We start from the raw sequence: 13,699 nt of genomic DNA, 5'->3' as shown, positions 1-13,699 counted from the left end.
CATGGAAATCGATGCGCTGTTAAAGACCCTGTCCAGCCAGGAGGGTTCCGATTTGTACCTGTCCACCGGTGCGCCACCTTGCGCCCGGTTTGACGGTGTACTCAAACCCTTGGCCGACCAGCCGTTCAAACCGGGGGAAATCGCCGCGATTGCCGCGTCCATCATGGACGCCGAACAGCGACTGGAGTTCGATCGGGAACTGGAGATGAACCTGGCGATCTCGTTGGCGGGTGTCGGGCGCTTTCGGGTCAATATTTTCAAGCAACGCAACGATGTGTCGATCGTGGTGCGCAACATCAAGCTCGACATTCCGCGTTACGAAGATCTCAAGTTGCCACCTGTGCTGCTGGAAACGGTGATGCTCAAACAAGGGCTGATGCTGTTCGTCGGCGCCACCGACTCAGGCAAGTCGACCTCGCTGGCGGCGTTGATCGATTACCGCAACCGCCACAGCAGCGGGCATATCGTCACCATCGAAGACCCTATCGAGTACATCCACCGGCACAAAAAATCGATCATCAATCAGCGCGAGGTCGGCGTCGATACCCGCAGTTTTCATACCGCGCTGAAAAACACCCTGCGCCAGGCACCCGACGTGGTGCTGATCGGTGAGATTCGCGACCGCGAGACCATGGAGCATGCGCTGGCGTTTGCCGACACCGGGCATTTGGTGATTTCCACCTTGCATGCTCACAACGCCCATCAGGCGCTGGATCGCATTATCAATTTCTTCCCGCAAGAACGGCGGATGCAGCTGCTGCATGACCTGGGCAACAACCTTAAAGCGTTCGTTTCCCAGCGTCTGGTGCGCACTCGTGACGGTCAACGCAGGGCGGCGGTAGAAGTGATGCTGGGATCGCCGACCATTGGCGACCTGATACGGCGCAATGAATTCGACGAGCTCAAAGGGATCATGGAAAAGTCGACCGAACAGGGTATGCAGACGTTCGATTGCGCGCTGTACGCATTGGTGATCGAAGGCGCTATCGGCGAAGAAGAGGCCTTGAAGCATGCGGACTCGCTGAACAATTTGCGCCTGCGGCTCAAGCTGCATGCCGACGCCTCACCGGGACCCAACGCACAACCCGGCGAATGGGGCCTGATGGACTGACACGGATGAAAAATGTGGGAGCGGGCTTGCTCGCGAATGCGGTGTATCAGTCACTAGTGATGTCGACTGACGTATCGCATTCGCGAGCAAGCCCGCTCCCACAGTTGATCTTCATCAGTCCTGGAGTTCCGGCCGATCCCGAAATTGCTCCAGCGCTTCGGGATTGGCCAGCGCGTCGGTGTTTTTCACCGGCTGGCCATGCACCACGTTCCTCACCGCCAACTCGACCACTTTGCCGCTGATGGTGCGCGGAATGTCCGTCACCGCGACAATCTTCGCCGGTACGTGCCGTGGCGTGGTGTTGGCGCGAATGACCTGGCGAATCTGCTGTTGCAGCGCCTCGTCCAGTTCGACGCCCTCGACCAGCCGCACGAACAGCACCACCCGCACGTCGTCTTGCCATTGCTGACCGATGGCCACGCTGTCGGTGATTTGCGGGACTTTCTCCACCTGACGGTAAATTTCCGCCGTGCCGATGCGCACGCCACCGGGGTTGAGCACCGCGTCCGAACGCCCGTGAATCATCATCGCGCCGTGAGCCAATTGTTCGGCGTAGTCGCCCTGGGCCCAGACACCGGGGAACAGGCTGAAATAAGACGCGCGCAGCTTTTCCCCGGTCGGGTCGTTCCACAGGCCGACGGGCATGGCCGGGAAGTGTCGGGTGCAGACCAGTTCACCTTTTTCGCCAATGACCGCACGGCCGGCATCGTTCCAGACTTCGACCGCCATCCCCAGGCTCTTGCCCTGGATTTCGCCGCGACGCACCGCCAGCAATGGATTGCCGTTCACGAAGCACGAAACGATGTCGGTGCCACCGGACATCGACGCCAGGCACAGGTCGGCCTTGAGGTCACGGTAGACGTAGTCGTAGCTTTGCGGCGATAGCGCAGAACCGGTGCACAACAAGGTTTTCAGCGTGCCGAGATCATGGCTTTGCCGAGGCTTCACGCCGTTGCTTTCCAGGGTCGCAAGGTACTTGGGACTGGTGCCGAACACGCTGATGCGCTCGTCGTCGATCAGGTCGATCAAGCGCTCCGGGCCGGGATGAAATGGCGAGCCGTCGTACAGCACCACGGCGCTGCCGACGGCCAGGGCTGACACCAGCCAGTTCCACATCATCCAGCCGCAAGTGGTGTAGTAAAACAAGCGGTCGCCGGGCCCGAGGTCGCAATGCAGGCCGTGTTCCTTGACGTGCTGCAACAGCACGCCGCCGGTGCTGTGGATGATGCATTTGGGCACGCCGGTGGTGCCGCTGGAATAGAGGATGTACAGCGGATGGGCGAAAGGCACGGCAACAAAGTCCGGCTCGCCGCCCGGTTCGTAGAACGCATCCCAAAGCGTCACGCCCGCGTGGGTGCGGAAGTCTTTGATGTGCGCCTGGGGTCGTGCGTAAGGCACCACGATCAGCTGTTGCAGCGACGGCAGGCGTTCAAGGATTTCGTTGACCTTGGCGCGCTGGTCGATGTCTTTGCCGGCATAACGGTAACCGGCGCAGGTGATCAGCACTTTTGGTTCGATCTGGCCGAAGCGGTCGATGACGCCCTGGGTGCCGAAGTCCGGCGACGAACAGGACCAGATCGCCCCGAGGCTGGTGGTGGCGAGCATGGCGACCAGGGTTTGCCAGGTGTTCGGCATGCACGCGGCGACGCGGTCGCCAAGGCCGACACCGACGGCGATCAAGCTGTTTTGAAAACCGGCAACATGCTCGGCCAGTTCGGCCCAGGTCAGTTGTTCGCGCTGGCCGTTTTCGCCAATCGCAATCACGGCGACGGCATCGTCACGACGGCGCAGCAAGTGTTCGGCAAAGTTCAGGGTGGCGCCGGGAAACCACTGGGCGCTGGGCATATGATCGCCTTCGATCAGCACGGCGTCCGGTTGCGTATGGAAACGGATGTCGAAGAAATCGACGATGGCTTGCCAGAAATCGACCCGTTGATCGATGGACCATTGGTGCAGGGCGGCGTAGTCGGCAATGTCGAGGTGGTGGCGCTGATTGATGGAGCGCCGGAAGGCATCCATGCGGGTCTTGGCGATGCGTTTGGCGTCAGGTTGCCAGAGGATGTCGGACATTTTTTGCCTCTTCTTTTATCTTCAGATCCATTCGCGGGCAAGCCTCGCTCCTACAGGTTATCGGTGTTTTCATGAACGACGCATGACCTGTAGGAGCGAGGCTTGCCCGCGAAGAACGATAACGCGGTCTATCGCCCAATCACTGCGCCAACCACCCACCATCTATATTCCACGCCGCGCCCCGCACTTGGCTACCGGCCTCACTGCACAAAAACAACACCAGTTCACCCAGCTGAGGCGGCGTAACGAACTCCAGCGACGGCTGCTTCTCGGCCAGCAAATCGTGCTGCGCCTGCTGCGGATCAACCCCTTTGGCGATGCGGTCGTCAATCTGCTTCTGCACCAACGGCGTCAACACCCAGCCTGGGCAGATTGCGTTGCAGGTGACGTTGGTCGTGGCGGTTTCCAGGCCGACCACCTTGGTCAAACCGATCACCCCGTGCTTGGCCGCGACGTACGCCGCCTTGCCCACCGAACCGACCTGGCCATGCACCGAAGCGATATTGATAACCCGTCCCCAACCCTTGGCACGCATGCCCGGCAAGCTCAAACGGGTGCTGTGAAACACCGACGACAGGTTGATCGCAATGATCGAATCCCAGCGCTCCACGGGGAAATCTTCCACCGACGCCACGTGCTGAATGCCGGCGTTGTTGACCAGAATGTCCACGCCGCCGAACTCGCGCTCGGCGTAGGCGATCATGTCGGCAATCTGCGCCGGGTCGCTGACATCGGCGGGGTGATGACCGACCTTGCCGCCGAACTGTTCAACCTCGGCAATCACTGTGGAGGCATCGCCGAAACCGTTGAGAATCAGGTTGGCGCCGGCCTTGGCCAGGCTGAGGGCGATGCCCAGGCCGATGCCGCTGGTGGAACCGGTGACCAGTGCGGTCTTGCCTGAAAGAGTCGTCATGAATACCTCACACAATGCCAGTGGCGTAGAAAGTACCGATCACCACAAAAACCGCCAGGGTCTTGATCAGCGTAATACAGAAAATGTCTTTGTAGGCTTCGCGGTGGGTCAGGCCGGTCACCGCCAGCAAGGTGATGACCGCGCCGTTATGCGGCAGGGTGTCCATGCCGCCACTGGCCATCGCGGCGACGCGGTGCAGCACTTCCAGGGGAATGTTCGCCGCATGGGCCGCAGCGATGAAGTCATTGGCCATGGCCGCCAGCGCAATGCTCATGCCGCCCGATGCAGAGCCGGTGATGCCGGCCAGCAAGGTCACGGTGATCGCTTCGTTGACCAGCGGGTTGGGAATGCTTTTGAGCCAGTCGGCCAGCACCAGAAAGCCTGGCAAGGACGCGATCACCGCGCCAAAACCGTATTCAGACGCCGTGTTCATCGCTGCCAGCAATGAACCGCTGACTGCACTTCTGCTGCCTTCAGCCAACTTGCCGCGAATCGCCTGGAAGCCGAACACCAACACCATGATGATGCCGACCAGCAAGGCAGCCTGAACCGCCCAGATCGCAGTGAGTTTGGCGACATCGGTGGTTACCGGTGCGGCCATGCCTGGCAGCGCGAGGCTGTGGGTCTTGCCGTACCACTGGGGAATCCACTGGGTAAACAACAGGTTCATGATGCCGACGGCCAACAGCGGCGACAGCGCGATCCATGGATTCGGCAGTTTGATATCGGCGGCGGTTTCTGGTTCGTTGCGCAGGTCGGTGCCGTAGCCTTCACCCGAAATCTGAGCCTTGTTGCGCTGGCGCTGCAGAAACGCCATGCCGGCGCAGACCACGAAGATTGCGCCGATCAAACCCAGCCACGGCGCCGCCCACGCGGTGGTGTTGAAGAAGGTGCTGGGGATGATGTTCTGGATTTGCGGAGTGCCGGGCAGGGCGTCCATGGTGAACGAGAAGGCGCCGAGGGCGATGGTCGCCGGGATCAGGCGCTTGGGAATATTGCTCTGGCGGAACATCTCGGCCGCGAACGGATAGACCGCAAACACCACCACAAACAGCGACACGCCGCCGTAAGTGAGCAGGGCGCAAACCAGCACGATCACCAGCATCGCCTGACGGGTGCCGAGCAGGCGAATCGCCGCCGCAACGATGGAGCGCGAAAAACCCGATAACTCGATCAGCTTGCCGAACACGGCGCCAAGCAGGAACACCGGGAAATACAGTTTGATGAAGCCGACCATTTTCTCCATGAACACCCCGGTAAAAGCAGGGGCGACGGCGGAAGGGTCGGTGAGCAGGACGGCGCCGAGGGCGGCAATCGGGGCAAAGAGGATAACGCTGTAGCCACGGTAGGCCGCGAGCATCAGCAGCGCGAGGGCTGCCAAGGCAATGATCACACTCATGGTGTGTCTCCTGGATTGTTATTTTTGTGGGGTGAAACGGTGTGAGGGAGGGCTTTAGCGAGATTTGTGCCAAGGTGGCAACATATTGAAATATAAGGATATTTATTGTTTTTTCAGAGGAGGATGAGCGTATTTGTCTCTGTTTTGAGATTTTTTGTGGTTTGGAGGCCGTCATCGCCAGCAAGCCGGCTCCTACAGAAGATCGCATCAACACCGAAAACCCTGTAGGAGCCGGCTTGCTGGCGATGAGCGCAAAGCGCTCCAAAAATATGTCTGTAAATAGAGATTAATGTCTCGTTATAGAGACTCTGCAATCCCCAACGCCACCATCTTCTTGTACAACGTCGACCGCCCAAGCCCCAGCCGCGCCGCCGCCTCAATCACTTTCCCCCCGCATTGCGCGAGGGCCGATTCGATCAACTGCCGGTCAAACCGTTCACGCGCCTCACTGAACGTCTCGTGTGCCACCGACTCAACCTTTAAAGGCGCCACACGCTCCACCGGCGTAAACGTACCAATCGCCGCGCGGATATCGGTCGCGTTCAGCATCAGATCGTCACTGAGCAATGCCGCCCGTTCCAGCACGTTGCGCAACTCGCGAATGTTCCCCGGCCAGGCGTGTCGGGCCAGAAGCTCCAGCGCCTCACGGTTCAGCTCGTGCTGACTGCGCAACTCCTCAAGGATGGCTTCACTGAGTGCCGGCAAATCATCGAGACGATCACGCAGCGGCGGCACCTGGATCGGCAGCACATTGAGGCGGTAATACAAGTCGGCGCGAAACTCGCCGCGTTTGATCGCCGCTTCAAGGTCGGTGGAGGTCGCGGCGATCACCCGCACATCGCTCTGAATCACTTCGTTGGACCCGACCGGTTCGAATTCCTTTTCCTGCAGCACCCGCAGCAGCTTGCTTTGCAGCGGCAGTGGCATGTCGCCGATTTCATCGAGAAACAGCGTGCCGCCCTGAGCAATCTGCAACTTGCCGACGCGTCCCTTGCGATCGGCGCCGGTAAACGCGCCGGGGGCGGTGCCGAAGAATTCGGCCTCGAGCAGCGCCTCGGGAATCGCTGCGCTGTTGATGCTGACGAAAGCCTTGTGCGCACGGGGTGATGCGCCATGAATCGCCTGCGCCAGCAGTTCTTTGCCGGTGCCGGTTTCGCCGAGCAGCAAAACCGGAGAGTCAGCACTGGCACTGCGTCGGGCGCGGCGTTTGACTTCGAGGCTGGCCGCGCTGGTGCCGATAAAATGCGCGAAGTTGTACTTGGTCTGCCGCGCCCGCAGCAGCGAGCGGGTGGAGGCCAGTTCTTCCTGCATGCTCATGTAGCGTTTGAGCATCGGCGACAGGCTGCGCAACTCATCGAACAACGCGAAACCGATGGCGCCGATCACCACGCCGGCGTCGTCATGGATCGGCAGGCGCATCACCACCAACGGTTCCTTGGGTGTGTCCTGCATGTCGAGCAGAATCGGTCGGCCGGTGCGCACCACTTCCCGCAGCAGGCTGCCGGGGATCACACTTTCGCAGGCCTTGCCGATGGCCACTTGCGCCGAATCCAGACCGAAGCGTCGGGCATAACGTTCGTTCATCCAGACGATGTTCGCGTCGCGGTCGACAATCACCGTGCCTTCACTGGACTGCTCGATGATCTCGAACAGCGAACGGATCGCCAACAGACGAACGCGCTGGTAATCCTTGAGGCTTTCGGTGGTGTTCATGGGGTCATGTCCAGAATGTGTGTGTCTGTGCGGGCCTCTTCGCGGGCAAGCCTCGCTCCTACAGGGGATCGCGTTCACCTGTAGGAGCGAGGCTTGCCCGCGAAGGCAGCGACGCAATTTTATGCCTGTTGCAGATGCGCCGCCGCCAACAGCTCTTTGGTGTACGGATGCTGCGGTGAATCAAACACGTCGTGGCTGGCGCCGCTTTCCACCACTTTGCCGTCCTTGATCACGATCATGTCGTGGGCGAGGGCGCGCACCACCGCCAGGTCGTGGCTGATAAACAGGTACGTCAGGCCGTGTTTTTCCTGAAGCTGGCGCAGCAGCGCGACCACTTGTTTCTGCACGGTGCGGTCCAGCGCCGAGGTCGGTTCGTCCAGCAGGATCAGCGCCGGTTTCAGCACCAGCGCCCTGGCGATGGCGATACGTTGGCGTTGGCCGCCGGAGAACTCGTGGGGGTAGCGATGACGGCTTTGCGGGTCGAGGCCGACTTCCTGCAGGGCCCGAATCACTTCGGCCTTGCATTCGTCCGCCGTCAACTGGCTATGCACTTCCAGGCCTTCACTGATGATTTGTGCCACGGACATCCGTGGGCTGAGGCTGCCGAAAGGGTCCTGGAACACCACCTGCATTTTCTTGCGCCATGGTCGCAGTTGCTTTTGCGTCAGGCCGTCCAGCGCCTGGCCCTGAAAGCGAATGCTGCCTTCGGAGTCGAGCAGGCGCAGGATCGCCTGACCCAGTGTCGACTTGCCCGAGCCGGACTCACCCACAATGCCCAATGTCTTGCCACGCTGGACATTCAGGCTGATGCCGTCCACGGCATGCAAGTACGTTTTGCGCTGAAACAGCCCGCCACCGAGGGGGAAGCGCACGCAAAGATTGTCCACTTCCAGAACGTTCTCGCGCTCGTCACGGGGCAGCGCCTGGCCTTCCGGTTCGGCGTTCAACAGTACGCAGCTGTAGGGATGTTTCGGCTCGGTGAACAGCGTTTCGCACGGCGCCTGTTCGACGATTTCCCCGGCCTTCATCACGCACACACGCTGAGCGATGCTGCGCACCAGATTGAGGTCATGGCTGATCAGCAGCAATGACATGCCGAGCCGCTGTTGCAGGGACTTGAGCAGGATCAGGATCTTGCGCTGCACCGTAACGTCGAGCGCAGTAGTGGGCTCGTCGGCGATCAGCAACTCCGGCTCGCAGGCCAGCGCCATGGCGATCATCACCCGTTGCCGCTGGCCGCCGGACAGTTGATGCGGATACGCCTTGAGCCGCTCTTTGGGTTTCTGTATGCCCACGAGGTGCAGCAGCTCCAGAATCCGCTCCTGCGCAGCTTTGCCAGTCAGGCCCTTGTGCAGCAGCAGGGTTTCACCGATCTGCTTTTCAATGCTGTGCAGCGGATTGAGCGAGGTCATCGGCTCCTGGAAGATCATGGCGATGCGGTTGCCCCGCAACTCCCGCAAAACCCAGGACGAAGCGCCGAGCAACTCCTTGCCGCGATAGCGGACGCTGCCGCTGGTTTCGGTGCCGGTCTCGGGCAGCAGTTGCAGGATCGAGTGCGCGGTCACCGATTTGCCGGAACCCGACTCACCCACCAGCGCCAGGCATTCACCGGGGCGGATGTCCAGACACAGGTTGCGCACCACGGTCTGGCCGCTGAAGGCCACGCAGAGGTCACGGATTTCGATCAGGTTGTTACTCATATCAACAGTCCGCGTCAGGATCGAGGGTCAAAGGCATCTCGCAACGCCTCGCCGATAAACACCAGTAAAGACAGGATCAGCGCCAGGGTGAAAAACGCAGTCAGCCCCAGCCACGGCGCTTGCAGGTTTTGCTTGCCCTGACCGATCAACTCGCCCAGAGAGGCACTGCCGGCCGGCATGCCGAAACCGAGGAAGTCCAGCGCGGTGAGCGTCGAAATGGCCCCGGTCAAAATGAAAGGCAGGTAGCTCAGCGTCGCGTTCATCGCGTTGGGCAAGATGTGCCGCACGATGACTTTGCGGTCGGTCAGGCCCAGTGCCCGCGCAGCCTTGACGTATTCGAGGTTGCGCCCGCGCAGGAACTCGGCACGCACCACGTCCACCAGTGCCAGCCAGGAAAACAACGCCATGATCCCCAGCAGCCACCAGAAATTCGGCTCGACAAACCCCGACAGAATGATCAGCAGGTACAGCACTGGCAGACCCGACCAGACCTCCTGCAAACGCTGGCCGATCAGGTCGACCCAGCCGCCGTAATAGCCTTGCAGCGCGCCGGCGGCGATGCCGATCAGTGCGCTGACAAAGGTCAGCATCAGCGCAAACAGAATCGACACTCGCGCGCCGAAAATCACCCGTGCCAGCACGTCGCGAGCCTGGTCGTCGGTGCCCAGCCAATTCACATTCGACGGTGGACTTGGTGCCGGTTTGTTCAGGTCGTAGTTAGGCGTGTCGTCGCTGAACGGGATCGGCGGAAACAGCAGCCAGCCGCCGTCCTTTTTGATCAGCTTCTGTACATAGTCACTGCGGTAATCCGCCTGGAACGGCAGTTGCCCGCCGAACGCCTGCTCGGTGTAGCGCTTGAACGCCGGGAAGTACAACGAGCCCTGATAACTGACCACCAGCGGTTTGTCGTTGGCGATCAGCTCGCCACCGAGGGTCAGCAAAAACAGGCCGACAAATAGCCACAGCGACCACCAGCCACGGCGGTTTTTCTTGAATCGGTCGAAACGACGGCGCGCCAACGGCGAAAGCTTGAACATCAGGCATTCCTCGCGGCGAAGTCGATACGCGGGTCGACCAGCGTGTAGCACAGGTCGCCGACGAGTTTTATCAGCAGGCCAAACAGCGTGAAGATGAACAGCGAACCGAACACCACCGGATAATCCCGCGACACCGCGGCTTCATAACTCATGCGGCCCAGGCCATCGAGGGAGAAGATCACCTCGATCAGCAACGAGCCGGCGAAAAATACGCTGATGAACGCCTGGGGAATGCCCGACACCACCAGCAGCATGGCGTTGCGGAACACGTGGCCGTACAGCACGCGACGTTCGCTCATGCCTTTGGCGCGCGCCGTGACCACGTACTGGCGGGTGATTTCATTGAGGAAGGAGTTTTTGGTCAGGATGGTCAATGTGGCAAACCCACCGATGACCAGCGCCGTGACCGGCAATACCAGGTGCCAGAAATAGTCGGCGATCTTGCCCACGGTGGACAGGGAATCGAAATTGTCCGAGACCAGGCCGCGCACCGGAAACCAGTTCAGCGATGTGCCGCCGGCGAACACCACGATCAGGAACATCGCAAACAGGAACGCCGGCATCGCGTAGCCAATGATGATCGCGGTGCTGCTCCAGATATCGAATTGGCTGCCGTGGTGCACGGCTTTGCGAATGCCCAGCGGGATCGACACCAGATAGGTGATCAGCGTGGCCCAGAGCCCGAGGGAAATGGTCACCGGCATTTTTTCGAGGATCAGGTCGGTGACCGTGGCGCCGCGGAAAAAGCTTTTGCCGAAGTCCAGTCGCGCGTAACTGGTGAGCATCAGCCACAGGCGCTCATGGGCCGGTTTGTCGAAGCCGTATTGCTTTTCGATCTCCTTGATCAGTTGCGGGTCGAGGCCGCGACTGGCTCGCGAACTGCCGCTCATGACCTCGCCGGAACCGCCGCCGACGCTGGCGCCGCCGATACCTTGCAAGTGCGCGATCGCTTGTTCGACCGGACCGCCCGGTGCGGCCTGAACGATGACGAAGTTGACCAGCAGAATGATCACCAGGGTCGGAATGATCAGCAGCAGGCGCCGCAGAATATAAGCCCACATCAGTGCGGCCCTCCGGGTTTGCCACGCTTGATCAGTTCGGCGGTCATCTGTTGGTTGGTCAGCGGCGTGGTGCTCACTTCCCACCAACTCTCGATGGCTTCGTCATTGGCTGCTTGCACGCTGGGAATGCCGAAACGGTTCCACCACACGGTCGAGCTGCCCGGCGGGTAGTAGTTGGGAATCCAGTAATAGTTCCATTGCAGTACCCGGTCGAGGGCATGGGCGTAGTGCAACATGTCGGCCTGGGTGGTGGCGCGGACCAGACCGTTGACCAGCGTATCAACCGCCGGGTTCTTCAACACCATGTAGTTGTTGGAGCCCGGATCGTTGGCCGCTGCCGAACCAAAATAGTTATTCAACTCGTTGCCCGGCGACGTGGTGACCGGGTAGCCGGTGACGATCATGTCGTAATCCCGGGACATCAGGCGATTGACGTATTGGGAGGAGTCGATGCGGCGGATGTTCAGGTCGATGCCGATCTGCTTCAGCGTGCGCTTGTAAGGCAACAGCAAACGGTCCATGCCGTTCTGACTGACCAGGAAGGTAAAACTCAGCGGCTGGCCCTCGGCATTCACCAATTGATCGCCATCGGGTTTCCAGCCGGCCTGTTCGAGCAAATCCAGCGCTTGCAGTTGTTTGTCACGGATCACGCCGCTGCCGTCGGTTTTCGGCGCTTCGAAGACTTTGGTGAACACCTCGTCGGGGATCTGCCCGCGCAGCGGTTCGAGAATCGCCAGTTCGGCGGCATCCGGCAGGCTGCGGGCGGCGAGGGCGGAGTTGGAGAAGAAACTCTGCTGGCGGATATACATATCGCGCATCATCTGCCGGTTGCTCCATTCGAAATCCCACAGCATCACCAGTGCCTGGCGGACGCGGCGGTCCTGGAACATCGGATTCTGCAGATTGAACACAAAGCCCTGGGCCGATTGCGGCGCTTCTCTGGCCAGGTGCGCCTTTTGCAGGCGACCGTCGCTGAGGGCCGGGCTTTCGTAACCGATGGAGTAGGCGGTGGCGGAGAATTCGCGGTTGTAGTCGTAGGCGCCACCGCGCAGCACTTGACGCGCCACATCGGTATCACCGAAGTACTCGATGCTGAAGTGATCGAAGTTGTACAGCCCGCGGCTGACCGGCAGGTCCTTGCCCCACCAGTCCGGATTGCGTTCGAAGGTGATGCTGCGCCCGGAGTCGACCTTGCCCACCCTGTACGGGCCGCTGCCCAGTGGCGGCTCGTAACCACCACCGCTGGCGAAATCGCGGGTTTTCCACCAGTGCTCGGGAAACACCGGCAAGGTTGCGATGTCGAGGGGCAGGGTGCGGTTTTCGTTGCTTTTGAAATCGAAACGCACCGTCAACGGGGATTCCACCTCGACGCCTTTGACGTCGGCGAACTGGGTGCGATAACGCAGGCTGCCCTGGGTCATCAGCAGGTTGAAGGTGTAGCGCACGTCTTCGGCGGTGATCGGCTTGCCGTCGGCGTAGCGAGCCTTGGGGTTGAGGTAGAAACGCAGCGATAACCCGTCATCCGAACGCTCCATCTTCTGCGCCACCAGACCGTACACGGTGTAAGGCTCGTCCTGCGAGCGCTGGGCCAGCGGCGAATAGATCAAGCCGTCGATCTGCGTCACGCCGATGCCTTTGTCTATATAAGGCAGGACATGGTCGAAATGCCCGATCTCGATCGCCGAGCGACGCATCGTGCCGCCCTTGGGGGCTTGCGGATTGGTGTAGGCAAAATGACTGAAGCCGGCCGGGTACTTGGGCGGTTCGCCGTAGACGGTCAGCGCGTGTTGAGGCGCGGCGGTTGCGGTTGAAACACCTGACAACACAGTCAGGGTCATGCACAACAGTGAAGAAAAAAACAAGCGCATTGTCGGCCTTGGGGCGTAAGTCTCGATGACGGGTCGTGGTAGGTGAGGCTGCGAGATTATCGGCCAGTAAACCACATTGGACTGTGGTGAGGGGAGACGGAACGTACTGGGTGGTGCACACCTGTCAATTGTGACAGTAGACAGGGTTGAGGCGCTGGAGCCTGATAAGGCGGGGTGACTTCATCGGTAGTCACGGCTGTACATCGTTTGAATGATTTTGATGAAGGAGTCAGGTCATGGAATTTATATCAGGTCCCGTTGCTCGAATTAAGGAAGCTCATGGGGATGTCTTGTTTGGTGTTGATGTGCGTCACCAGTTAACGGTTGTTATTGATCTTTGGGAAAGCCCCAAAGTCAGGCAGTATTATTTCGTCTGGATTAGAGGTGTTTTTGAGGGAGGGGGTGATACAGCTGAAACCAGATTGCTTTTCAAAGCGGGGCTCAGCGGAAAGGAAATAGACGCGGGCAGGGTGGAAGTTGTCGTGGATAGTATTAAGTATGAAGCCCTCGTAAAATATCGAAAGTTTAGCGTTCTGTTTGGCGTTCATCCCGAGATCAATAACGAAAGCCCGGAGGGCGTCATACCTTTCAAGCCTGGCTTCAGTTATTGGCATGCGACTAATTATAAGGACAAGACGTCGTTTGCAGAGGCGGGTAGAGAGGGGTGGTCGACGAGCCCGGAAGTCGATCCGGCAGCTATTTGTAGTGGTCAACTAATCCCGGACACGACGTTAAGTTTTTCCTCGGCCCGCGCTGGTGCCAACCCATCGTTGAATTGATGAGGCCGAATCCAGTTGTAGCGATGCATCAAAAAATGGCTTATATCG

At 59.9% G+C, this 13,699-nt stretch carries 10 protein-coding genes; 2 read left to right on the top strand and 8 right to left on the bottom strand.

All coding sequences use genetic code 11. The features are described from left to right. The first annotated feature begins 1 nt into the window (after position 1). Positions 2-1,111, top strand: coding sequence for a PilT/PilU family type 4a pilus ATPase (locus IB245_RS28465; protein WP_192496320.1), 1,110 nt, complete (start codon positions 2-4; stop codon positions 1,109-1,111). Between the two features lie 114 nt (positions 1,112-1,225). On the opposite strand, the gene IB245_RS28460 is transcribed toward IB245_RS28465, so the two are convergent. From IB245_RS28460 to IB245_RS28425, 8 genes are all read right to left on the bottom strand, one after another. Continuing rightward, entirely contained in the window at positions 1,226-3,181 is a 1,956-nt protein-coding gene (locus IB245_RS28460; RefSeq protein ID WP_192496309.1) for an acetoacetate--CoA ligase, read from the bottom strand. A 139-nt stretch (positions 3,182-3,320) separates the two neighbouring features. Then, positions 3,321-4,094, bottom strand: a complete 774-nt coding sequence (gene hbdH / locus IB245_RS28455; RefSeq protein WP_008033792.1) for a 3-hydroxybutyrate dehydrogenase — start codon at positions 4,092-4,094, stop codon at positions 3,321-3,323. A 7-nt stretch (positions 4,095-4,101) separates the two neighbouring features. After that, the gene (locus IB245_RS28450; protein WP_008037115.1) at positions 4,102-5,493 is read right to left on the bottom strand and encodes a GntP family permease; all 1,392 of its coding nucleotides are present in this window, start codon (positions 5,491-5,493) and stop codon (positions 4,102-4,104) included. Positions 5,494-5,790: 297 nt separating this feature from the next. Beyond that, a complete protein-coding gene (locus IB245_RS28445; RefSeq protein ID WP_192496308.1) occupies positions 5,791-7,206 on the bottom strand; it encodes a sigma-54 interaction domain-containing protein in 1,416 nt (471 codons plus the stop codon). A gap of 119 nt (positions 7,207-7,325) precedes the next feature. Beyond that, the gene (locus IB245_RS28440) at positions 7,326-8,906 is read right to left on the bottom strand and encodes an ABC transporter ATP-binding protein (RefSeq protein WP_192496307.1); all 1,581 of its coding nucleotides are present in this window, start codon (positions 8,904-8,906) and stop codon (positions 7,326-7,328) included. A gap of 14 nt (positions 8,907-8,920) precedes the next feature. After that, positions 8,921-9,943 carry an ABC transporter permease gene (locus IB245_RS28435; RefSeq protein ID WP_008037110.1) on the bottom strand — a complete coding sequence of 341 codons (1,023 nt, stop codon included), beginning with the start codon at positions 9,941-9,943 and terminating at the stop codon, positions 8,921-8,923. Continuing rightward, complete coding sequence (locus tag IB245_RS28430; RefSeq protein ID WP_008029533.1) at positions 9,943-11,004, bottom strand: microcin C ABC transporter permease YejB; 1,062 nt, start codon at positions 11,002-11,004, stop codon at positions 9,943-9,945. The genes IB245_RS28435 and IB245_RS28430 overlap by 1 nt, the downstream gene beginning before the upstream one ends. Next, entirely contained in the window at positions 11,004-12,872 is a 1,869-nt protein-coding gene (locus IB245_RS28425) for an extracellular solute-binding protein (RefSeq protein WP_192496306.1), read from the bottom strand. The genes IB245_RS28430 and IB245_RS28425 overlap by 1 nt, the downstream gene beginning before the upstream one ends. A 236-nt stretch (positions 12,873-13,108) precedes the next feature. On the opposite strand from IB245_RS28425, the gene IB245_RS28420 reads away from it, so the two are divergent. Next, a complete protein-coding gene (locus IB245_RS28420; RefSeq protein ID WP_192496321.1) occupies positions 13,109-13,651 on the top strand; it encodes a hypothetical protein in 543 nt (180 codons plus the stop codon). Positions 13,652-13,699: the final 48 nt, after the last annotated feature.

It is taken from the genome of Pseudomonas sp. PDM02 (genome assembly GCF_014852285.1).
GTDB classification, from domain to species: domain Bacteria; phylum Pseudomonadota; class Gammaproteobacteria; order Pseudomonadales; family Pseudomonadaceae; genus Aquipseudomonas; species Aquipseudomonas migulae.
The sequence above is the reverse complement of the archived record's forward strand: the minus strand, read 5'-3'. Positions and strand labels throughout refer to the sequence as shown.

What these genes read in the sequence shown, in the direction of transcription:
- hbdH (WP_008033792.1), bottom strand. Translation starts at nt 4,094, where the DNA reads ATGACGACTCTTTCAGGCAAGACCGCACTGGTCACCGGTTCCACCAGC.
- IB245_RS28460 (WP_192496309.1), bottom strand. Translation starts at nt 3,181, where the DNA reads ATGTCCGACATCCTCTGGCAACCTGACGCCAAACGCATCGCCAAGACC.
- IB245_RS28465 (WP_192496320.1), top strand. Translation starts at nt 2, where the DNA reads ATGGAAATCGATGCGCTGTTAAAGACCCTGTCCAGCCAGGAGGGTTCC.
- IB245_RS28440 (WP_192496307.1), bottom strand. Translation starts at nt 8,906, where the DNA reads ATGAGTAACAACCTGATCGAAATCCGTGACCTCTGCGTGGCCTTCAGC.
- IB245_RS28435 (WP_008037110.1), bottom strand. Translation starts at nt 9,943, where the DNA reads ATGTTCAAGCTTTCGCCGTTGGCGCGCCGTCGTTTCGACCGATTCAAG.
- IB245_RS28420 (WP_192496321.1), top strand. Translation starts at nt 13,109, where the DNA reads ATGGAATTTATATCAGGTCCCGTTGCTCGAATTAAGGAAGCTCATGGG.
- IB245_RS28445 (WP_192496308.1), bottom strand. Translation starts at nt 7,206, where the DNA reads ATGAACACCACCGAAAGCCTCAAGGATTACCAGCGCGTTCGTCTGTTG.
- IB245_RS28430 (WP_008029533.1), bottom strand. Translation starts at nt 11,004, where the DNA reads ATGTGGGCTTATATTCTGCGGCGCCTGCTGCTGATCATTCCGACCCTG.
- IB245_RS28450 (WP_008037115.1), bottom strand. Translation starts at nt 5,493, where the DNA reads ATGAGTGTGATCATTGCCTTGGCAGCCCTCGCGCTGCTGATGCTCGCG.
- IB245_RS28425 (WP_192496306.1), bottom strand. Translation starts at nt 12,872, where the DNA reads ATGCGCTTGTTTTTTTCTTCACTGTTGTGCATGACCCTGACTGTGTTG.